Annotated in this window: 18 protein-coding genes and 1 tRNA gene; 6 read left to right on the top strand and 13 right to left on the bottom strand. The window is 64.9% G+C overall.

The window, feature by feature from the left end:
- Positions 1–195: 195 nt before the first annotated feature.
- The 7 genes from C8C99_RS05420 to C8C99_RS05390 all read right to left on the bottom strand — a co-directional run bounded on the left by C8C99_RS05420 (position 196) and on the right by C8C99_RS05390 (position 8,353).
- Positions 196–1,290: a tartrate dehydrogenase gene (locus tag C8C99_RS05420; protein WP_108625174.1), complete on the bottom strand. Its 1,095-nt coding sequence runs from the start codon at positions 1,288–1,290 to the stop codon at positions 196–198.
- A 70-nt stretch (positions 1,291–1,360) separates the two neighbouring features.
- Positions 1,361–1,927 carry a CDP-diacylglycerol--glycerol-3-phosphate 3-phosphatidyltransferase gene (pgsA, locus tag C8C99_RS05415; RefSeq protein ID WP_108625173.1) on the bottom strand — a complete coding sequence of 189 codons (567 nt, stop codon included), beginning with the start codon at positions 1,925–1,927 and terminating at the stop codon, positions 1,361–1,363.
- Positions 1,928–1,972: 45 nt separating this feature from the next.
- Positions 1,973–3,970: an excinuclease ABC subunit UvrC gene (gene uvrC / locus C8C99_RS05410; protein ID WP_108627053.1), complete on the bottom strand. Its 1,998-nt coding sequence runs from the start codon at positions 3,968–3,970 to the stop codon at positions 1,973–1,975.
- A gap of 114 nt (positions 3,971–4,084) precedes the next feature.
- Positions 4,085–5,065 carry a tripartite tricarboxylate transporter substrate binding protein gene (locus C8C99_RS05405; RefSeq protein ID WP_108625172.1) on the bottom strand — a complete coding sequence of 327 codons (981 nt, stop codon included), beginning with the start codon at positions 5,063–5,065 and terminating at the stop codon, positions 4,085–4,087.
- 79 nt (positions 5,066–5,144) lie between these two features.
- On the bottom strand, positions 5,145–6,125 hold the full coding sequence (locus tag C8C99_RS05400; RefSeq protein ID WP_108625171.1) for a tripartite tricarboxylate transporter substrate binding protein: 981 nt from the start codon (positions 6,123–6,125) through the stop codon (positions 5,145–5,147).
- A gap of 45 nt (positions 6,126–6,170) precedes the next feature.
- Complete coding sequence (locus C8C99_RS05395; protein ID WP_108625170.1) at positions 6,171–7,151, bottom strand: hydroxymethylglutaryl-CoA lyase; 981 nt, start codon at positions 7,149–7,151, stop codon at positions 6,171–6,173.
- Complete coding sequence (locus tag C8C99_RS05390) at positions 7,148–8,353, bottom strand: CaiB/BaiF CoA-transferase family protein (protein ID WP_108625169.1); 1,206 nt, start codon at positions 8,351–8,353, stop codon at positions 7,148–7,150. The genes C8C99_RS05395 and C8C99_RS05390 overlap by 4 nt, the downstream gene beginning before the upstream one ends.
- A 149-nt stretch (positions 8,354–8,502) precedes the next feature.
- Between C8C99_RS05390 and C8C99_RS05385 the strand changes: the two genes are divergently transcribed.
- From C8C99_RS05385 to efp, 3 genes are all read left to right on the top strand, one after another.
- On the top strand, positions 8,503–9,405 hold the full coding sequence (locus C8C99_RS05385; protein WP_108625168.1) for a LysR family transcriptional regulator: 903 nt from the start codon (positions 8,503–8,505) through the stop codon (positions 9,403–9,405).
- A 2-nt stretch (positions 9,406–9,407) separates the two neighbouring features.
- Positions 9,408–10,550 carry an elongation factor P maturation arginine rhamnosyltransferase EarP gene (gene earP / locus C8C99_RS05380; protein WP_108627052.1) on the top strand — a complete coding sequence of 381 codons (1,143 nt, stop codon included), beginning with the start codon at positions 9,408–9,410 and terminating at the stop codon, positions 10,548–10,550.
- A 140-nt stretch (positions 10,551–10,690) separates the two neighbouring features.
- Positions 10,691–11,245, top strand: a complete 555-nt coding sequence (gene efp, locus C8C99_RS05375; protein WP_056642658.1) for an elongation factor P — start codon at positions 10,691–10,693, stop codon at positions 11,243–11,245.
- Between the two features lie 139 nt (positions 11,246–11,384).
- Here efp and rimO read toward each other — a convergent pair whose 3' ends face one another.
- The 5 genes from rimO to C8C99_RS05350 all read right to left on the bottom strand — a co-directional run bounded on the left by rimO (position 11,385) and on the right by C8C99_RS05350 (position 17,132).
- A complete protein-coding gene (rimO, locus tag C8C99_RS05370) occupies positions 11,385–12,776 on the bottom strand; it encodes a 30S ribosomal protein S12 methylthiotransferase RimO (RefSeq protein ID WP_108625167.1) in 1,392 nt (463 codons plus the stop codon).
- Between the two features lie 147 nt (positions 12,777–12,923).
- Positions 12,924–13,502: a polyhydroxyalkanoate synthesis repressor PhaR gene (gene phaR, locus C8C99_RS05365; protein WP_233247163.1), complete on the bottom strand. Its 579-nt coding sequence runs from the start codon at positions 13,500–13,502 to the stop codon at positions 12,924–12,926.
- A gap of 262 nt (positions 13,503–13,764) precedes the next feature.
- Positions 13,765–13,841, bottom strand: a tRNA-Val gene (locus C8C99_RS05360).
- A 112-nt stretch (positions 13,842–13,953) separates the two neighbouring features.
- Positions 13,954–16,167 carry a bifunctional (p)ppGpp synthetase/guanosine-3',5'-bis(diphosphate) 3'-pyrophosphohydrolase gene (locus C8C99_RS05355; protein ID WP_108625165.1) on the bottom strand — a complete coding sequence of 738 codons (2,214 nt, stop codon included), beginning with the start codon at positions 16,165–16,167 and terminating at the stop codon, positions 13,954–13,956.
- Positions 16,164–17,132 (bottom strand): alpha/beta fold hydrolase, encoded by a 969-nt coding sequence (locus C8C99_RS05350; RefSeq protein ID WP_108625164.1) that lies wholly within the window; start codon positions 17,130–17,132, stop codon positions 16,164–16,166. Before C8C99_RS05350 ends, C8C99_RS05355 begins: the two co-directional genes overlap by 4 nt.
- Before the next feature lie 116 nt (positions 17,133–17,248).
- Between C8C99_RS05350 and C8C99_RS05345 the strand changes: the two genes are divergently transcribed.
- Positions 17,249–18,031, top strand: a complete 783-nt coding sequence (locus C8C99_RS05345) for a 3-hydroxybutyrate dehydrogenase (RefSeq protein ID WP_108625163.1) — start codon at positions 17,249–17,251, stop codon at positions 18,029–18,031.
- A gap of 119 nt (positions 18,032–18,150) precedes the next feature.
- On the opposite strand, the gene C8C99_RS05340 is transcribed toward C8C99_RS05345, so the two are convergent.
- Entirely contained in the window at positions 18,151–18,864 is a 714-nt protein-coding gene (locus tag C8C99_RS05340; RefSeq protein WP_108627051.1) for an SIMPL domain-containing protein, read from the bottom strand.
- Between the two features lie 217 nt (positions 18,865–19,081).
- Here C8C99_RS05340 and ompR point away from each other — a divergent pair, with 217 nt between their 5' ends.
- Positions 19,082–19,813: a two-component system response regulator OmpR gene (gene ompR, locus C8C99_RS05335; protein ID WP_015014739.1), complete on the top strand. Its 732-nt coding sequence runs from the start codon at positions 19,082–19,084 to the stop codon at positions 19,811–19,813.
- A 45-nt stretch (positions 19,814–19,858) separates the two neighbouring features.
- A complete protein-coding gene (locus C8C99_RS05330) occupies positions 19,859–21,349 on the top strand; it encodes a sensor histidine kinase (RefSeq protein WP_056642672.1) in 1,491 nt (496 codons plus the stop codon).
- Positions 21,350–21,428: the final 79 nt, after the last annotated feature.

Here is a 21,428-nt window from a genome sequence, read left to right as displayed (position 1 = left end):
GGCATACACAGCAGTGGCTGCTGCATCAGATTAAAGCCATCGAGTTTCAGAGTGTCAATACAACACGCTGTTTTGCGTCAGCGTTGTTTTGAATTCTAGTCGTATTTCACGCTGCGACAGGGCTTGGCGGGGGTTTTTGTCTCAAACACGCCGTATCGGCAGCATTCCGTATTGACACCCCGCAGCCAGCCGTACTCAACGGGCCGCGAGCGCCTGCGCGATGGCTTTTCCCACCTCCTGCGTGGTGCCCGTGCCACCCAAGTCCGGGGTGCGCGGAGCACCACTACCGGGTTGCAATACGGCCTCAATCGCAGCCAGCATGGCATCGTGCGCAGCGCGGTACCCCAGGAAGTCCAGCATCATGGCGCCGCACCAGATTTGCCCGATGGGGTTGGCAATGCCCTTGCCTGCAATGTCAGGCGCCGAGCCATGGACCGGCTCAAACAGCGACGGCATGGTGCGCGTGGGGTTCAGATTGGCGCTGGGCGCGATGCCGATGGTGCCGGTGCAAGCCGGGCCCAGATCCGAAAGGATGTCACCAAACAGGTTGCTGGCCACCACCACATCGAAGAAGTCGGGCCGCTGCACGAAGTGGGCTGTGAGGATGTCGATGTGGAACTTGTCCACCTTCACATCGGGGTAGGCCTTGGCCATCTCGGCCACGCGCTCGTCCCAGTAGGGCATGGTGATGGCGATGCCGTTGGATTTGGTGGCGCTGGTCAGGTGCTTCTTGGGCCGTGACTGGGCCAGTTCAAACGCAAACTTCAGCACGCGATCCACGCCATGGCGCGACATCACCGTCTCCTGCATCACGATCTCTCGCGGCGTGCCTTCGTACATGCGACCACCGATGCTGGAGTATTCGCCTTCGGTGTTCTCGCGCACGATCAGCATGTCGATCTCGCCGGGCAGGCGCGGGCTGCCGTCGCGGCGCACCACAGGCGCAATCACGCCGGGCATGAGGCGCGCGGGGCGCAAGTTGATGTACTGGTCGAACTCGCGGCGGAACAGCAGCAGCGAGCCCCAGAGCGAGACATGGTCGGCAATCTTTTCGGGCCAGCCCACGGCGCCGAAGTAAATCGCCTCGTGGCCGCCGATCTGGTCCTTCCAGTTGTCGGGCAGCATCTTGCCGTGCTTTTCGTAATAGTCCCAGCTCGAAAAGTCGAAGTGGTCGAAGTGCAGGTCAATGCCAAACTTGCGCGCAGCCTCGTCCAGCACACGCAGCCCCTCGGGCATGACCTCTTTGCCAATGCCATCACCGGCAATGACTGCAATGCGATGCTTCGCCATTCAGATGCTCCTGAAAATATAGCTGCCTGCGCTGATCTATCAAGCGCCTTAGGCATCAAAGACTTGAGAACTATTTGACGCGCGCCCGGATCTCGGGCAACGCCTTCTGCAGGTAGTACACCATCGACCAGACGGTGAGCACGGCCGAGGCCCAGATGAGCCAGGTGCCCCACACGCCGGTATCGATCACGCCAAACAGGCGTCCGTCGTACAGCAGGAAGGGGATGGCCAGCATCTGCACCGTGGTCTTGACCTTGCCAATCATGTGCACGGCCACGCTCTTGCTCGCGCCGATCTGCGCCATCCACTCGCGCAGGGCCGAGATCGCAATCTCGCGGCCGATGATGATGAGCGCTACAAACACATCGGCACGCTGCAGGTGCACCAGCACCAGCAGCGATGCACAGACCAGAAACTTGTCGGCCACGGGGTCGAGGAAGGCGCCGAAGGACGAGGTCTGGTTGAGCTTGCGGGCCAGATAGCCATCCAGCCAATCGGTGGCGGCAAACACCACGAACATCACGGTGGCAATGAGGTTGCGCATGGCCGGGTCCAGCGGCGCGTAGAACACCCCCACGATCAAAGGTATCGCGACGATGCGCGTCCAGGTCATCAAGGTGGGGATAGTCCAGAACATGGCGGCGATTGTGTCACGGCACGGCCGTGGAACGGCACATGGGGCTTATCTCAAGGCCTTGTAAATTTCTTCTGCCAACTCACGCGAGATGCCATCCACGGTGGCCAGGTCTTCCACACTCGCGGACGCCACCCCCCGCACCCCGCCAAAACGTTGCAGCAACCGCGCGCGCTTCTTGGGGCCCACCCCCGCAATTTCTTCGAGCTGCCCGCCGCCCACACGCACCTTGGCGCGTGCCGCGCGCATGCCCGTGATGGCAAAGCGGTGCGCCTCGTCGCGGATCTGCGCCACCAGCATCAGTGCCGCAGAGTCCTTGCCCAGGTACACCTTCTCACGGCCATCGGCAAACACCAGTTCTTCCAGGCCCACCTTGCGGCCTTCGCCCTTCTCCACCCCCACGATGCGGGTCAGGTCCAGCCCCAGCGCGGTGAACACCTCGCGCGCCACGCCCACCTGGCCCTTGCCGCCGTCGATGAGCACCAGGTCGGGCAGGCGGGCAACCCCTTTGCGGGTGGACGCGCCTGCTTCCGCGTCGGGTGCGGCAAAGTCGATGCCCCCCTCCTCACGCTGCGCCTCCACCACTTTGCTGTAGCGGCGTGTGAGCACCTGGCGCATGGCGGCGTAGTCATCGCCGCCGGTGATACCCTCGATCTTGTAGCGGCGGTATTCGCTGCTCTGCATCTTGTGGTGATGGAACACCACACACGACGCCTGGGTGGATTCGCCCGCCGTGTGCGAGATGTCGAAACACTCGATGGTGAGCTGCTCCAGGTCTTCGGGCGGCAAATCCAGCGCCTCGGCCAGCGCCCGCGTGCGGGCCTGCTGCGAGCCTTCTTCGGCCAGCAGCCGCGCCAGTTGCAGGTCAGCGTTCTTCTGCGCCATGTCGAGCCAGGCACGGCGCTGTTCGCGGGGCTGGTGGATGGCGTTCACACGCAGGCCACTTTGTTCGGTCAGCGCGTCGAGCAATGCTTTGTCCACGGGCACGCTGGTCACCAGCAACGGCGGCACGGGCACGCCAATGTAGTGCTGGGCGATGAAGGCTTCGAGTACCAGCGCCTCCACCGGGCGCGCGGGGCGAGACGGGGTGGCCACCGCCTCGTCTGCGCCATCGCCACCCTCTTCCTCAAACACCGCCGCCGCATCTTCGACGTGCACCGGAAAGTACGGCCGGTCGCCCAGGTGGCGGCCACCGCGCACCATGGCCAGGTTCACGCAGGCGCGGCCGCCTTGCACACGCACAGCCAGGATGTCCACATCCTTGTCATCCACCGTCTCGATGGACTGCTGGTGCAGCACGCGCGACAGCGCCTGGATCTGGTTGCGCACCTCGGCCGCCTGCTCAAATTCGAGCTTGTCCGAATGCGCCATCATGCGCACCTCCAGCGCCTGCAGCAGCTCCTGCGTTTCGCCGCGCAGCAGCGCCTCGGCGTGCGACACGTCAGCGGCATAGGCCTCGGGCGAAATCAGGTCCACGCAGGGCCCGGTGCAGCGCTTGATCTGGTACAGCAGACAGGGCCGTGTGCGATTGGCAAACACCGTGTCTTCGCAGGTGCGCAGCCGGAAGACCTTTTGCAGCAACTGGATGGTTTCCTTGACGGCCCAGGCGCTGGGGTATGGACCGAAGTAGCGGTGCTTTTTATCGACCGCGCCCCGGTAGTAAGCCATGCGCGGAAACACCTGCCCCGGCGCATCGCCCCGTGTGTGCGCGCCCGGCGTGCCGGTGATCTTCAGATAGGGGTAGCTCTTGTCGTCGCGGAACAGGATGTTGAACTTGGGGTTCAACGTCTTGATGAGGTTGTTCTCTAGCAGCAATGCCTCGGCCTCGGAGCGCACCACCGTGGTCTCCATGCGCACGATCTTGCTGACCATGTGGCCGATGCGGGTGCCGCCATGGTTCTTCTGGAAGTAGCTGGACACCCGGCGCTTGAGGTTGAGCGCCTTGCCCACGTACAGCAGCGCATCCTGCGCGTCGAAATAGCGGTACACGCCCGGCAGCGCAGGCAGCGCAGCCACCTGCGCGAGGAGTTCTTCGGAATGGGACATGGCGCGTATTGTGGCCTCGGGCGCGGCCTGCCCCATTCACTATCAAATAAATAGCTGCCAGCGCTTATTCAACTAGCGCTGGCAGCCATTTTGATCAAAAACACCGCCCCTCGGTCACTCCGCCTCGATCTTCGAGGTCTTCACCACCTGCGCCCAGTTGGCCAGATCCGCCTTCACCTTATCGCCCAGTTGTGCCGGGGTCTGGTAGTCGGCCGTGGCGCCCTGCTCCTGCGCCTTCTGCTGGAAGGCCGCGTTCTGCACCACGGTGCGGATATCGGCCGTGAGCTTGTCCACCACGGCCTTGGGCACGCCGGCCGGGGCAAACACCGCAAACCACGAGGTGGCATCGACCTTGGGGTAGCCCGCCTCAGCGGTGGTGGGCACATCGGGCAGGCTGGGCAGGCGCTGCTTGCCCGTCACGGCCAGCACACGCAGCTTGCCGCTGGCGATGTGGGGCATGAAGGGCGGCGCGGTGCCAAAGGTCAGGTCCACCTGGCCGCCCAGCAGGTCCTGCAGCGCGGGGCCTGTGCCCTTGTAGGGCACATGGACCATCTTGATGGCACCCTGCTGCTCCAGCATGGCACCCGTCACATGCTGCAGCGAGCCGTTGCCTGACGAGGCGTAGTTGAGCTTGCCGGGGTTGGCCTTGGCGTAGGCAATTAACTCGGGCAGCGTCTTCACCGGCAGGTCGGCCCGCACCACGATGATCTGCGGCGCCGAGATCACATTGGCCACGGGCTGGAAGTCGCTCTGCTCCCATTGCTTCTGTTTGGTGATGTGGGGCGAGATGACGTGGTAGCCCGAGTACTGCATCAGCAGCGTGTACCCATCAGCCTCGGCCCGCTTGACCGCACTGGCCGCAATGTTGCCATTGCCACCGCCCTTGTTGTCCACGATGACCGACTGGCCCAGCACCGGCGCCAGGGCCTGCGCCAACATGCGGGCCGACAGGTCGGTGGTGCCGCCGGCGGCGGTGGGCACCACCATGGTGACGTTCTTGGTGGGGTAGGCGCCCTGCGCAGCTGCGTGGCCGATGAAGCCCGTGGCCAGTGCGGCCAGGGCCAGGGTGGTGAACTGCTTGCGGGTGGTTTTCATGAAAGCGATATCTCCGTTGTCGTTGTTGTGAAAAGTCTGAATGTCAAAAAGGCAGCAGGGGCAGACAGCGGCGCACGGCTCAATCCACCGTGGCGCCCGTGTCCTTGACCACGCGGCTCCACTTGGGCAGGTCGGACTGCACCAGCGCCGCCAGTTGCGCTGCCGTGCCCTTGAAGGGCTCGCAGCCCACAGTGGCCAGTTTCTCGACCACATCCTTGTGCTCCAGCGCGCGGGCCACCTCGGCCTGCAGTTGCGCGACGATGGGCGCGGGTGTGCCCGCCGGAGCAAACAGCGCATACCAGGGCGCCTGGCCAAAGCCCTTGATCGTCTCGCCAATGGTGGGAGCGTCGGGCAGAGCCGCCACGCGCTTTTCATTGACCACGCCCAGCACCTTGAGCTTGCCGGCCTTAATGAACGCAATGGCCGACGGCAGGCTTTGCACCGACAGCGGCACCTGACCGCCTACCACGTCGGTGGCAGCTGCGGCCGAGCCCTTGTAGGGAATGTGCTGCAGCTGGATGCCTGCGGCTTTTTGCAGCATTTCGCCAATCAGATGGTTCAGCGTGCCATTGCCCGCAGAGGCAATCGAATACTTGCCGGGGCTGGCCTTGGCCAGCGACACCAGGTCCGCCACTGTGTTGCCCGGGAAGGACGGATGCGCAACCAGCACATACCCCGCCGTGGCCACAGGCGCCACCGGCGTGAAGTCCTTGACGGGATCAAAGCCAGGGTTCTTGTAAAGCGCAGGGCCAATCACATGGGCACTGTCGGCCGTCAGCAGCAGGGTATAACCATCGTTGCGCGCGCGGGCGGTGGTGCCCGTGGCCAGCGTGCCGCCGGCTCCAGGGCGGTTTTCCACGATCACGCTCTGGCCCAGTTGCTCGCCGAGCTTTTGCGCCACCACACGCGCAATAGCGTCGTTGGCACCGCCCGCAGCCTGGGGCACGACCACGGTGATGGGTTTGGACGGGTATTTGTCCTGCGCGCCCGCCGCGAAGGCGGCAGAGCACAACACGGCAGCGGTGAAGAGGCGGCGTGACAGTGGGGCGGGGAAGCTCATGGTTTTTGTCTCCTGTGGTGATGGGGGATGCAGGCGCGCCCGCTTTCAGCGGGACAGCGCTCTTTCGCGGATGGCATCGAAATCGGCAGGCACCGGGTGCAGCGTCAAGCGCGGCCCCGCCTTGGCGATCTGGCTCGGAATGTCGTGGCCGATGAGCGCAGGCAACTGCTGCGCGGCGGCCACCAACCGGGCCAGGTCCACGCCCGTGTCATAACCCATCAGCGCCAGCGCGTGCACGATCTCTTCGCTGCACACATTGCCGCTGGCGCCCGGCGCGTAGGGGCAACCGCCCAGGCCACCCAGCGACGCATCGAACCGGTCAGCACCCCCGTCGATGGCCGCCAGCACATTGGCCAGCCCCATGCCCCGCGTGTTGTGGAAATGCAGGGTGAACTCCACCCCCGGCCAGCGCGCGCGGGCTGCCGCCGTGAGCTGGTGCACCTGCGTGGGGTAGGCCATGCCCGTGGTGTCGCACAGCGTGATGCCGCGCACGCCCAGGTCCACAAAACGCTGCACCCAGCCAAACACATTGGCCTCGGGTACATCGCCTTCCATGGGGCAGCCGAACACGCACGACAGCGACACGTTCACTGCCACGTTGGCGCCCTGCGCCAGGGCCACCACCTGCGCCAGTGCCGCAAACGACTGCTCCTGCGTCATGCGCAGGTTGGCCAGGTTATGGGTGGCACTGACGGACATGACCAGGTTCAGCTCGTCCGTGCGCGACTCGATGGCACGCTCTGCCCCGCGCAAGTTGGGCACCAGCGCCGTGTAGACCGTGCCAGGGCGGCGCGTGATCTCGCGCATCACGATCTCGGCGTCTTTCAGCGCGGGGATGGCGGTGGGCGATGTGAATGAGGTCACTTCGATCTTGGACAGCCCTGCCGCCGACAGCGCATTGCACAGCGCGATCTTGTCTTCGGTGGAAACAAAGGTCTTCTCCATCTGCAGTCCGTCGCGCAGGCCCACTTCCTGCATGTGGATGCGGCGGCCTGCGCCTTGCCAAACGGTGCTGGGTACGTTCATTGCACCACTCCTTTGCTGCGCAGCAACGCAATCTGCTCGGCATTGAGCCCCATTTCTGCCAGCACCGCATCGGTGTCGTCACCCAGGTGCGGCGCGCTGCTGCGGATGGTGCCCGGCGTGGCCGAGAGTTTGGGCACGATGCCCGGCACCTCCACGCTGTAGCCGTCACGCGTCTGCTGGGTCAGCAGCATGTCGCGGGCACGGTAGTGCGGGTCTTCGGCAATATCCTTGGCGGTGTAGACCTTGCCAGCGGGCACGCGGGCGGCGCCCAATGCATCCAGCACCTGCTGCACGGTGCGCTGCGCGCTCCAGGCACCAATCGCCGCATCGATCTCTTCCACGCGGGCCACGCGGCCGGTGTTGTTGGCCAGGTCCGGCGCAGCACCCAGGTCAGGCCGGCCAATCGCATCCATCAGCCGCTTGAAAATGCTGTCGCCATTGCCTGCCACCAGCACCCAGCCGTCCGTGCAGGGGTAGGCGTTGCTGGGGGCAATGCCCGGCAGCGCACTGCCTGCGGCCTCACGCACCGCGCCAAAGGCGCTGTATTCGGGGATCAGGCTTTCCATCACATTGAACACCGCCTCGTGCAGCGCCACGTCAATCACCTGGCCTTTGCCACCGTTGACCTTGCGGTGGTACAGCGCCGTGAGCACGCCGATGGTGCCGTGCAGCGCCGCCAGCGTGTCGCCAATCGACACGCCCACACGCACCGGCACGCGGCCGGGCTCGCCGGTCAGGTGGCGCAGGCCGCCCATGGCCTCGCCAATGGCGCCAAAGCCTGGCAGGTCGCGGTAGGGGCCCGTCTGGCCGTAGCCGGAAATGCGCAGCATCACCAGGCCGGGGTTGAGTTGGTGCAACTCCTCAGGCGACATGCCCCAGCCTTCCAGCGTGCCGGGGCGGAAGTTCTCGACCAGCACATCGGCCTCGGCAATCAGCTGGCGGGCGATGTCCTGGCCTTCCTTCTGGCGCAGGTCCAGCGCCACCGAGCGCTTGTTGCGCGACTGCACCTGCCACCAGACGGAAGTGCCTTCCTTGATCAGGCGCCAGTTGCGCAGGGGGTCGCCCGTTTCGGGGGCTTCGATCTTGATCACGTCGGCGCCAAACTCGCCCAGCGTCTTGCCGCAGAACGGCCCGGCAATGAGCTGGCCCATTTCGATGACACGCACGCCTTGCAGTGCGGCGGGGGAAGCAATGGAATCCATGGGTGGGGTTGTCTCCTGCGGCCAGCCCCACGCTGGGGTGGCTCGGGGCGAATGATGCGCAGGGCGCGCGGGGCCGTAAATCGCTCAAGCAACAAGATGCCATCGCAAACCGGCATGGCAGTGGCTGCGCTTGTTACCATCAGGCCTCCATGAAACTCGACCCCGTCTCCCTGCGCCTGTTTGTGGCCGTGATGGAAGAAAGCACCATCGCCGCCGCTGCTGCGCGCGAGCACATCGCCGCATCGGCTGTGAGCCGCCGCCTGGCCGACCTGGAAGACGCGCTGCGTGTGGCGCTGTTCACCCGCAGCAACAAGGGCACCGAGCCCACGGCTGCCGCCTATGCGCTGCTGAACCTGGCGCGTGGTGTGCTCAACGACCTGGACGGCATTGCCAGCCAGATGCGCGACTACGGAGCGGGCGTGCGCGGCCATGTGCGGGTGGTGGCCAACATCTCGGCCATCACGCAGTTCTTGCCGGCGCAGCTACAGAGCTTCATGGCGCTGCACCCGCAGGTGGACGTGCGGCTGCAGGAGCAGATCAGCACGGCCATCGCCCAGTCCGTGGCCGAGAACGCAGCCGATGTGGGCATCCTGAACCAGGGCCAGTACGGCGACCGCGTGGTGCAGCTGCCCTATCGCACCGACGAGCTGGTGCTGGTGGTGCCCACGGGCCATGCGCTGGCACGGCGCAAGTCGGCCCGGCTGGCCGACGCCCTGCCCTACGACTTTGTGGGCGCACACCCGGGCAGCGCCATCAACAACCAGCTGACCCGCGCGGCCTCCGAGGCCGGCCTGCAGCTACGGCTGCGCATGCAGGTCACCAGCTACGACGCGCTTTGCCTGATGGTGGCCGCCGGCCTGGGCGTGGGCGTGATGCCGCGTGGCAGCGCCGCGCTGTACAAGGGCTCGCAGCCCATCCGCGTGGTCACGCTGAACGAGCCGTGGGCGCACCGACAACTGATGCTGTGCGTACGCTCGGAAGAATCCCTCTCCAGCGTGGCGCAGCTGCTGGTGGACCATTTGCGCGCGCAACCACCCGCGCCCGCCCCATGACCATGCACCGCCCCCTCGCCGCCCTGCAATGGGACGTGTTCTGCCGCGTGATCGACAACTTTGGCGACATCGGCGTGTGCTGGCGCCTGGTGGCGCAGCTGGCGGGCCTGGGGCACCGCGTGCGCCTGTGGGTGGACGATGCATCGGCGCTGGAATGGATGACCCCGGAGGGCTGCCCCGGTGTGGAAGTAAAACGCTGGGGCACGCCACCGCCGGGCCCGAACGAACCGCCACCCGACGTGATGGTGGAGGCGTTCGGCTGCGACATTGCTCCCGAATTCATAGCATATAGCGCATATTCCACTAGCGCTTCTGGCCAAAAATGCCCAAAACCTGTCTGGATCAACCTGGAATACCTGTCTGCCGAGGCCTACGTGGAGCGCACTCACCGCCTGCCCTCGCCCATCCTGTCGGGCCCGGCGTCGGGGTGGACGCGCTGGTTCTTCTACCCCGGCTTTACCGCCGGCACCGGCGGCCTGCTGCGCGAGCCCCACTTGATGGAGCAGCGCGAGGCGTTTGATCGCAGCGCATGGCGCGCGGAGCACCGGGCCCAGTTTGGCATGGGCGACGAGACACCGGGCACGCGCTGGGTGTCGCTGTTTTGCTACGAGCCCCCCGCGCTGGCCGACCTGCTGCGCCAATGCGCATTGCGGCCCACCCAGTTGCTGGTCACGCCCGGCCGCCCGGCCGCCGCAGTGCGGGCCGCCTTGGCCGAGACCCAGGGCGATCAGGAGCGACAACCCCTGCACGGCCAGCAGGGGCTGCTGTCCATGTCCTTCCTTCCCCACCGGCCCCAGGCGGCGTTTGACGAGATGCTGTGGGCCTGCGACTTCAACGCCGTGCGGGGCGAGGACTCTCTGGTGCGCGCACTGTGGGCCGGGCAGGCGTTTGTGTGGCACATCTACCCCCAGCATGACAACGCCCACCACGACAAGCTCTGGGCCTTTCTGGACTGGCTGCAAGCCCCTGAGTCGCTGCGGCGATTCCACGCCACCTGGAACGGGCTGGACGCCGCGCCGCTGCAATGGCCCGACGACAACACCCTGGCCGAGTGGACGCGCTGCACCCGGGCGGCCCGTGCACGCCTGCTGACGCAAGACAACCTTGTGGCGCAACTTTTGGGCTTTGTCGCCGAAAAACGGTAAAATCCGAGGCTTTGCGCAAATCAGGTGCGGCATGTCAGTGCCCGCGCCCCGCGCACTTTCGCCGCAGAACATGCATCGGCGTGCAAACCAGGTGGTTTGTCAGCCCGCGCGTTGAGCGGCCCCAACCCAAGCAACTTGCTATGAAAATCGCTCAAGAAATCCGCGCCGGCAACGTCATCATGCACGGCAAGGACCCCATGGTGGTCCTGAAGACCGAATACGCCCGCGGCGGCCGCGGTGCAGCCACCGTGCGCATGAAGCTCAAGAGCCTGATCGGCAACTTCGGCACCGAAGTCGTGTTCAAGGCCGACGACAAGATCGACAACGTGATCCTGGACAAGAAGGAGTGCACCTACTCCTACTTCGCCGACCCCATGTACGTGTGCATGGACACCGAGTACAACCAGTACGAAGTGGAAGCCGAAAACATGGGCGACTCGCTGAACTACCTGGAAGACGGCATGACCGTTGAAGTGGTGTTCTACGACGGCAAGGCCATCTCGGTCGAACTGCCCACCAGCGTCGAGCGCGAAATCACCTGGACGGAACCCGCCGTCAAGGGCGACACGTCCGGCAAGGTGCTCAAGCCCGCCAAGATCGCCACCGGCTTTGAAGTGCCTGTGCCCCTGTTCGTCAGCCAAGGCGACAAGATCGAAATCGACACCCGCACCGGCGAATACCGCAAGCGCGTCTAAGGGCAGCAAGGGCTTACAGCCCATCTCCCTCGCAGGAGATCACCCAAAAGAAAAAGGCTTCCCTCGGGAAGCCTTTTTTGATGGTTTCAAGCCCATGCGCTAGTGCGCCATGGGCGTATTGCTATTAATTAGATAGCAATCAAATGGGCTGCGCCACCAAGTCGTGCCCCTGCACGCCGACGATGCGCGCCTTGGTGAACTCACCCACCTTCATGGTCTTGCTGATCTTCTCGGGCGGCAACAACTGCACGGTGCCGTCGATCTCGGGCGCGTCGGCATAGGTGCGGCCCACCCCCCCTTTGCGGCCCAGGGCGGGAGCGTGGTCCACCAGCACCTGCATGGTGGCGCCCACGCGGCGCTGCAGCTTGGCAATCGACACCTCTTCGGCCACCGCCATGAAGCGCGCGCGACGCTCTTCGCGCACTTCCATCGGCAGCATGCCGGGCAGCTCGTTGGCGGCGGCGCCGGTCACATCGCTGTAGGCAAAGCAACCTGCGCGGTCGATCTGCGCCTCGCGCACAAAGTCGAGCAGGTGCTGGAACTCTTCTTCGGTCTCGCCCGGAAAGCCCGCAATGAAGGTGCTGCGGATGACCAGTTCAGGACAGGCCTCGCGCCAGCGCAGAATGCGCTCCAGGTTGCGCTCGCCGCTGGCGGGGCGCTTCATGCGCTTGAGCACGTCAGGGTGGCTGTGCTGGAAGGGCACATCCAGATAAGGCAGCACCTTGCCCGTGGCCATGAGCGGGATCACTTCGTCCACGCTCGGGTAGGGGTACACATAGTGCAGGCGCACCCAGGCGCCGTAGGGCTCGGCAATCTCGCCCAGCGTCTGCACCAGCTCCAGCATGCGGGTCTTGACGGGCTTGCCGTCCCAGAAGCCGGTGCGGTACTTCACGTCCACGCCATAGGCCGAGGTGTCCTGGCTGATGACCAGCAGCTCTTTCACGCCACCTTCAAACAAGGCCTTGGCCTCGCTGAGCACATCGCCGATAGGGCGCGACACCAGGTCGCCGCGCATCGAAGGGATGATGCAGAAGGTGCAGCGGTGGTTACAGCCCTCGCTGATCTTGAGGTAGGCGTAGTGCTTGGGCGTGAGCTTGATGCCCGCAATGCCAAAACTGCCGGGCACCAGATCGATGAATGGGTCGTGGGGCTTGGGCAGGTTCAGGTGGACGGCGTCCATCACTTCCTGCGTGGCGTGGGGGCCTGTGACGGCCAGCACACTGGGATGCATCTGGCGCACCATGTTGCCGCCATCTTCGCCGGCGCGGGCACCCAGGCAGCCGGTGACGATGACCTTGCCATTCTCGGCCAGGGCTTCGCCAATGGTGTCCAGGCTTTCTTTCACGGCATCATCAATGAAGCCGCAGGTGTTGACGATGACCAGGTCCGCACCCTGGAAGGTCTTGGAGGTTTCGTAACCCTCGGCGCTCAGCTGCGTGAGGATCAGTTCCGAATCGGTCAACGCCTTGGGGCAGCCCAGGCTGACAAATCCGACTTTGGGTGTTTTGGTGGGGGCAATTGCTTCGCTCATATCCCCCTATTGTCCCAGTTCCGGCGTGGAGCGGGTGGCGCTGCCGATTCAGCGCCCTATTTGCCCCTGTGCAACCTTGAAACGGGCACTACCCAGGCCAGCTAGCCACGCGCAAGGGCCACTCCGCCGCGCGGGCCACTCAGCGGGTCATCGCTTGATGCCAAACGCGCCCAACATCTGCTCGGTCTGCTTTTGCATCTGCTCCTGCATCTGCGTGAGCATGGATTGCGATTGCTCGACGTAGTTGCCCATCATGCCCTTGAGCATGGGCGACTGCAGGTTCATGAACTGCGCCCACATCTCGGGCGTCACGCTTTGCGACTGCTCGGCCAGCTTGGTTTGCACGTCAGTGAATGCCTGAACGTTCTTCTCCAGGTACGCGCCCATGAAACCCTGCATGGCATGGCCATAGAACCTGATGATGTTGGCCAGCACCGCTTCGGTGAACATGGGCGCACCGCCGGCCTCTTCTTCCAGAATGATCTGCAGCAGGATGCTGCGCGTGAGGTCTTCGCCCGTCTTGGCGTCGCGCACCACTACGTTCTGGTGGTCCATCACCAACTGGCGCACCTCGGCCAGCGTGATGTAGGTGGAGGTGTCTGTGTCGTACAGACGGCGATTGGGGTACTTCTTGATGACGCGCTGGGCCGACTTGGACACAGCGCTTTTCGGTTCGGACACAACGAACTCCTCGGGCTCAAACCCATGTATTGCAGTGCAGCACATTCTAGGGAGACTGCCGCGCCGCAGCGGCAAAGGAATACCCTGATGATGCCGGGCATCAAAGTGTCGCGTGGGCGACTGATGCGTGAGACGCCGTATGCCGTGCGGCCTTTAGCGCACAACACCTCCAGCAGCCCCTGGCAAGGGAAGAAAGAAGCAGAAACGAAAAAGCCACCTTGCGGTGGCTTGCTGCGTGAACACCGATAGAGGTGTTGTTGCCAAGTTTTTTTTGGTACCGAAAGCTGGTTTCTTTCAGACAAAAACTTGGTAGGCGCGATTGGACTCGAACCAACGACCCCCACCATGTCAAGGTGGTGCTCTAACCAGCTGAGCTACGCGCCTGTCGTTATCAAGACCACGATTATAGCCATAAAAATCAGCCACTCGGGGCCATCGCGCGACAAATCACACAAAGCGCCAAGGCGCGGGCCCGCGGATCCCGCCCGTCCGCCTCTCAACGGCGGCGGGCCGACCGAACGCCCTGCACCCCGGCCACGATGCCCAGCACTTTGTTCAGCCTGCCTGAATCAGACACCTCCACCGTGAAGGTCATCCAGGCCGTGCCTTTGACGGACTGGGTCTGCACGCCGATCACATTGGTTTTTTCGCGGGCAAACACTTCCGAGATGTCGCGCAGCAGGCCCTGGCGATCAGCAGCCTCCACCGCCACGTCTACCGGGTACACCGCCGCCGACGCCGAAGGCTTGGGCACGCCCCACTCCACCTCGATCACGCGCTCGCCATTGCGTGCCGCCATCTCGCGGAAGTTGCTGCAGTCGGCACGGTGCACGCTCACCCCCTTGCCGCGCGTGACAAAGCCGCGGATGGTGTCCGGCGGCGCGGGCTTGCAGCATTTGGCCAGTTGCGTCATCAACGAATCGATCCCCACCACCAGCACACCGCCCTTGGGGGCTGCATCGTTGGTGCGCGTTTTCTTGAGCAGCAGGTAGTCGTCGGGCTGCAGCACGGGCTCGGGCGGGCGCAGCACCGTTTCGATATTGCGCAGCGAAAACTCGTCCTTGCCCACCACTTCAAACAATGCGTCGGCCGACTTGAAGCCGAGCTGCACGGCGAGGTCGTCGAGCTTGATGGCGGTCTTGCCCTCGCGCTGCAGCAGCTTCTCCACCGCCTCGCGGCCCCGCGCCACCGTCTCGTGCGTGGCCTGGGCGTTGAACCAGGCACGCACCTTGGCCTTGGCACGGTTGCTGGTGAGATAACCCAGCTCGGCATTGAGCCAGTCGCGCGAGGGGCGCCCTTCCTTGACGGTGGAGATTTCGACCGTCTGCCCGTTCTGCAGGGGCGTGTTGAGCGGCACCATCACGCCATCGACCTTGGCGCCCCGGCAGCGGTGGCCCAGGCTGGTGTGCACCGAGTACGCAAAGTCCACCGGGGTGGCGCCCTGGGGCAGCTCTACCACAGCCGCATCAGGGGTCAACACGTAGATGCGGTCCTCGAACAAGCCCCGGTTGGGCAATGCGCCTGCCAGGTCCCGTTCCCACGCCAGCAGCTGGCGCAGCACGGCGATCTTGGCGTCGTACTCGCCCGTCGCAGACACACCCGCATAACCTTTGGCGCCCGCCTCCTTGTAGGCCCAGTGCGCTGCAACGCCGTGCTCGGCGTGTTCGTGCATGGCCTGGGTGCGGATCTGGATCTCGATGGGCTTGCCGTTGTCGTCCCGCACGATGGTGTGCAGCGACTGGTAGCCGTTCGGTTTGGGCTTGGCGATGTAGTCGTCAAACTCCTCCACGATGGGCTTGAACTGCTCGTGCACCCAGCTCAGAGCGGCGTAGCAGTCCTTCACTGTGGGCACCACCACGCGCAGCGCGCGGATGTCGAACACCTGGTCGAAGTTGAGCGACTTGCCGCGCATCTTCTTGACGATGCTGTAGATGTGCTTGGGGCGGCCCGCCACAGTGGCGCTGATGCTGCGGGCGCGCAGGTCGGATTCGAGCCGCGCGCGCAGATGCTCCATGTAGACCTCGCGCTCGCCGCGCTTTTCGTCAAGCAGGCGGGCCACTTCCTTGTAGGTGTCGGGCTCCAGAAAGCGGAAGGACAGATCCTCCAGCTCCCACTTCACCTGCCAGATACCCAGGCGGTTGGCCAGCGGCGCAAACACCTGCAGCGACTCGCGCGCCAGGCTGGGCGACACGGGGCGTTTGCTGGCCGCATGAAAACGCAGCGTCTGCAAGCGCGAGGCCAGACGCAGCATCACCACACGCAGGTCGCGCGAGAACGCCAGCAGCATCTTGCGCACGTTCTCCGTCTGCACGGCTGGGTCGTCCAGCGGTGCGGCCGCGCGGGCCTGCTGCTGCACGCGCATCAGCTTGGTGGTCTCCACCGCCAGCGCGGCAAAGTTGGCACCAAACGCCTTGGCGATGACTTCTTCGGGTTTGTTCAGGTGGATGCAGGCATGCACCAGATAGCTGGCCGCCTGCATGGCTTCGGAGCCGCCAATGCCCTTGAGGATGGCGGCCACCGCATCGGCGTGGGCCAGCGTGTTCTCGCCAGAGTCGAGCGTCTCGCCCGCCATCAGGGGTTCGGCAAACGCGCGTGCGCGCGCCAGTGCGTTCACCTGCTCCGGCAGGGTGTGCGCCGTGGCTGCGATGAGCTGGGGGACGGCGTCGGTCTGGGGGGTGAGAGACGCTGGCGCAGGAGGGTTGGTTTTCATCCGGCCACAGCGCCTTCTGCCGTCAGCAGGAAATCCGCGACTGCGGCGACCTGGTCGGGCGCCACCAGCGTGGGCGCGTGGCCCACACCCTCAAACTCCACCACCTGGGCATGGGGCCCGCGCTGCGCCATGGCCTGCGCCGTCTCGCGCGAGAGCAGGTCGGACTGCGCACCACGCAACAGCAGCGTCTGGGCCGTGATGTGGTCATACAGCTGCCACAGCGCCGCCTCGCCCGCCGCCGCAGCCTCCTGCGTCAGCGTCTTGAACGGCACGGCAATCGCCGGGTCGTAGTGCAATGTGAGGCCTCCTCCGGCGGACTGGGGCAGCTCGCGCACCATGGCGCGCGACAAGTCCAGCCACTGGGCGGGCGTGTGGGGGCCAAAGCTGGTGGAGATGGCCCACATCGCGTCGGCCGCCTGCTGCAGCGAACCAAAACGTGCGGGCTGCCCCAGATACTGCCCGATGCGCTGCAGCGCCTGCCACTGGATGACAGGCCCCACATCGTTCAACACCAGCCGGCGCACAGGCACCGGCAAGGGCAGGCCCGGCTGGCCGGTGATGCCCATGCCGATGAGCCCGCCCATGCTCGTGCCCACCCAGTCCAGCGTGGTGATGGGGGCTTGCTGGTGCAACTGCGCCAGCAATGCCAGCATGTCCGCCGCGTATTGGGGAATCTGGTAGCCCATGGGGTCGGCCAGCCAATCGCTGCGGCCTCGGCCCGCCACGTCGGGGCAGACCACCCGGGCATGCTGGCTCAGCACGCGGGCCAAGGTATCGAAATCCCGCCCCTGGCGCGACAGGCCATGCACGCAGACGATGACGTGCGGGTGCGCCGGGTTGCCGGTGGCATTCCACTCCCAGTACGCCATGCGGTGCTGCTGTGCGGGAGCGGGTGCGCGGTCTGGAGTCTCCGGCGCGGCCGCGGGGCCTGGGCACAGTACGTAGTTCAGCGTAGGTTCAATCATGGGTGCGAAATCCGGGGGCAGCGCTCGATAATGCTGTGGTCGTTGGCACCCATCGCTTGCCCTTGAGTGCCGACTTTTTCTTGTCGTCGCATCGTAATTCATTCGGAGAGACTCCCATGCTGAAAGGCAAAACTGCCCTCGTCACCGGCTCCACCAGCGGCATTGGTCTTGGCATCGCCAAGGCCCTGGCGCGCCAGGGTGCCAACATCGTGCTTAACGGCTTTGGCGATGTGGATGGCCCCCGTGCCGAAGTACTGGCCGCCGGTGAGGCCGCGGGCGCCCAGGTGGCCTATCACGGCGCCGACATGAGCCGGGCGGCCGACATCGAAGACATGATGAAGTACAGCGCCAGCCAGTTCGGCCGCGTGGACATCCTGGTCAACAACGCAGGCATCCAGCATGTGGCCAATGTCGAGAACTTCCCCGTCGAACGCTGGGACGCCATCATCGCCATCAACCTGACCAGCGCCTTCCACACCTCGCGCCTGGCCCTGCCCGCGATGAAGAGCGCCAACTGGGGCCGCATCATCAATGTGGCGTCGGTACACGGGCTGGTGGGCTCGGCCCAGAAGTCCGCCTATGTAGCCGCCAAGCACGGCATCGTGGGCCTGACCAAGGTCACCGCGCTGGAAAACGCCGCCACCGGTGTGACCTGCAACGCCATCTGCCCCGGCTGGGTGCTGACGCCGCTGGTTCAAAAGCAGGTGGACGCCAAGGCCGCCGAACACGGCATCTCGAACGAAGAGGCCAAGAAGCTGCTGCTGGGCGAGAAGGAGCCTTCGATGCAGTTCACCACGCCCGAAGAGCTGGGCGAACTGGCCGTGTTCTTCTGCTCCCCCGCGGCCAACAACGTGCGCGGTGTGGCCTGGAACATGGACGGGGGCTGGGCTGCGCAGTAAGCCTGCGCGGAGCCGGCACAGAGCATTTAGCTCTATTTTTGATAGCTGCCAGCGCTTATTGCACTAGCGCTTGCAGCCATTTTTACTTCAAACAGGCCTCACCCAGTGGCGCAGGGGCCTCAGCGCATCTGCACCGAGCCCGACACGTTCACCGTGACCTGGGCCTTGCCCGCTTCGACCGGCACGGCAGAGTCTGAAAAAGACGCCGCCTTGGCCTCGGCGGCCATCATGCGGGGCCGAGGGCCGGGCGACATCTCATTGCTGTTCACGGCCACTTCGCGCAGGCTGTAGTTGGCAAATCCAAAACCCTTGGCCAGCTCGGCCGCACGGGCCTTGAACTGCTCGATGGCCTGGGTCTGTGCCTCGGACTCCACCTTGGCGCGTGCTTCGCGCGACAGGCCAAACGCGACCTGGCTGATGGTCAGGGTCTGAATCTTGCCGGCAGTGGCCGTGATGCGTGCAAAGTCACGCCCCTCCAGCACCAGTTCGGCACGTCCCTGCCAGCCGTTGATCTTGCCGTCCTTGCCGTAGCGTGGGTAAAGCCCGAACGGACCGGTGCGCACGTCCAGCTGTCCGGGCTGCGCATTGCGCTTTGCCTCGGTCAGTGCAGCATCCAGCGCCTGCTTGAGTTGGGTTTGTACGGTAGCGGCATCGGCGGCCTCCTTGCTGGTGGCAAGGTTGAGCACCAGCAGGTCTTGCTGCACCTCCACCGTGCCCGTGGCCGACAGCTGCACCACGTTGCGCAGCTCAGGGGCGGGTGCATTTTGGGCAAAAACGCCGCTAGCGCAGGTAATCATTGAGCATATAGCTATCAATTTGGTAGTATTTTTCATCATCACGCGGTCCTTGTCATCGGTGCACGCCCCGGTTGCCAGGGGTGCGGGGCACCACCTTAACCGCAGTGCGCTACGCCCTTGACAAAGCCCTGTCGCACGAGGTGCGAAGCTGGGCAAAACTTGTAACAGTTGGTCAAACCCGGCCCTCAAACCCGAACTTCGGCGTTCCAACTGGTCAGAATTGGCTCTGTTACAAATTGGACTTGAGATCAACATGGCCACAACACCCAATCGCACCGACAAAGTTCTGGTAGTGGACGACGACGCCCGCATCCGCGACCTGCTGCGCCGCTACCTCACCCAAGAGGGTTTTGAAGTCATGGTTGCCGAAGACGGCAAGGCCCTCAACCGCCTGCTGCTGCGCGAAACGGTGGACATCATCGTGCTGGACCTGATGATGCCCGGCGAAGACGGTCTGTCGATCTGCCGCCGCCTGCGCGCTGCCAATGACCGCACCCCCATCATCATGCTCACCGCCAAGGGCGAGGACGTGGACCGCATCGTGGGCCTCGAAGTGGGTGCCGACGACTACCTGGGCAAGCCCTTCAACCCCCGCGAGCTGCTCGCCCGCATCCACGCCGTGCTGCGCCGCCGCCCCGCTCAAGAAGCCCCGGGCGCCCCCTCGGGCGACAACGAAGTCGTCACCTTTGGCCCCTTCACCTTCGACCTGGGCACGCGCGCGCTGCAGCGCAACGGCGAAGAGCTGCCCCTGACCACTGGCGAATTCGCCATGCTCAAGGCCCTGGTGCGCCACCCGCGCCAGCCCCTGTCGCGCGAAAAGCTGGCGCTGCTGGCACGCGGCCGCGAGTTCGAGCCCTTTGACCGCAGCCTGGACGTGCAGGTCTCGCGCCTGCGCAAGCTGGTGGAAGTGGACGCCGCAGCGCCCCGCTACATCCAGACCGTCTGGGGTGTGGGCTACGTGTTTGTGCCGGACGGAACGAGCTGATAGCCCATGGCCAACACCGAGGGCAAGCCCAGATCTTCGTCCCGAATGTCTGTCACCGCCCCCTCCGACGCTACCAGCCCCGCCCCGCTGGAGGCCATTCGGCGGGCACGGGAACAACGTGCGCGCGTGGGTCTGAACCTTTTCTGGCGCACGTTCTTTTTGCTCGCGCTGCTGCTGGTGGGCAGCATCCTGGCGTGGCTGCAGACCCTGCGCGCGCTGGAGTTTGAACCGCGCACGCTGCAGACAGCACAGCAGATTGCGTCGCTGGTCAACCTGAGCCGCGCGGCGCTGGTGCACTCCGACGCCATCGCGCGCGTGTCGCTGATCAAGACCATGGCCGACCAGGAAGGGGTCCGCATCCTGCCGCGCGAGCCCAAGGACAAATACGCACTGCTCGACCCGACGGCCCTGGGCAACCGCCTGACCGACGAGCTGACCATGCGCCTGGGCCCGGACACCATCGTGGCGCAAAGCGTGAACGGAGAAAACGGCCTGTGGGTCGGCTTCAACATCAATGGCGACCCCAACTGGCTGCTGATGGATCGTTCGCGCTTCAGCCCGGCGGGCGGGCGCACCTGGCTGATCTGGCTGATCACGGCCGCCGCGCTGTCGCTGGCCGGTGCCGCTGCGATTGCGCGGCTCATCAACCGCCCGCTCAAGCAGCTGTCGTATGCGGCCAACCGGGTCAAAGACGGTGACTTTGCTGCCAGCCACCTCGACGAAGAAGTGGTGACCAGCGAAATCCGCGAGGTGAACATCGGCTTCAACCGCATGGCCCAAAAGCTGGCCAAGCTGGAGCAGGACCGCGCCGTGATGCTGGCAGGCATTTCGCACGACTTGCGCACGCCCCTGGCGCGCCTGCGGCTCGAAACCGAGATGAGCGTGACCGACGAAGTGGCCCGCGAGCACATGGTGGCCGACATCGTTCAGCTCGACGCCACCATCGACAAGTTCCTGGACTACGCACGGCCCGACCACGTGACGCTCACGCCTGTGAACCTGCATGCGGTGGTGTCATCGTGTGTGTACGCGGTGCAAGACCACCGCGAGCTGCAGATCACCATGGCGGTGCCTGAAGACCTGAACGTGCTGGCGGACGAAGTGGAACTGGCGCGGGTGATCTCCAACCTGCTGGAAAACGCCAGGCGCTATGGCAAGAACAATGACACGGGCATCACCAACGTGGACATTGCAGCCAAAAGCCGCGAGAACTGGGTGCTCATCAAGCTGCGCGACCATGGGCCTGGCGTGCCGCCCGAGCAACTGTCCAACCTCACCAAGCCGTTCTTCCGAGGCGACTCGGCGCGCACTGCAGCGGCGGGTGCGGGCCTGGGGCTGTCGATTGTGGACAAGACGGTGCAGCGCATGGGCGGCATTTTTGCGCTGGCCAACTCCAGCACCGGCGGCCTGGTAGCCCACCTGCAACTGCAGCGTGCCACCAGCCTGCCAGAAGGCACGGACCCCAAGCAGCGCCTGCAACGGCCCTCCGTCAAGCGCCAGCTGCCCCGGCGGCGGGCGGAGGACCGGGTGGCGTAATACAAATACCCGGCCCCGGGCCATGCAAAAAGCCCTCCACTGGAGGGCTTTTTTTTGCCGGACCTCGGTACCGCAGGGC

Source organism: Acidovorax sp. 107, assembly GCF_003058055.1.
Classification (GTDB): domain Bacteria; phylum Pseudomonadota; class Gammaproteobacteria; order Burkholderiales; family Burkholderiaceae_C; genus Acidovorax.
Note: the sequence above shows the minus strand (reverse complement) of the source record. Positions and strands in the feature narration are given on the sequence as shown.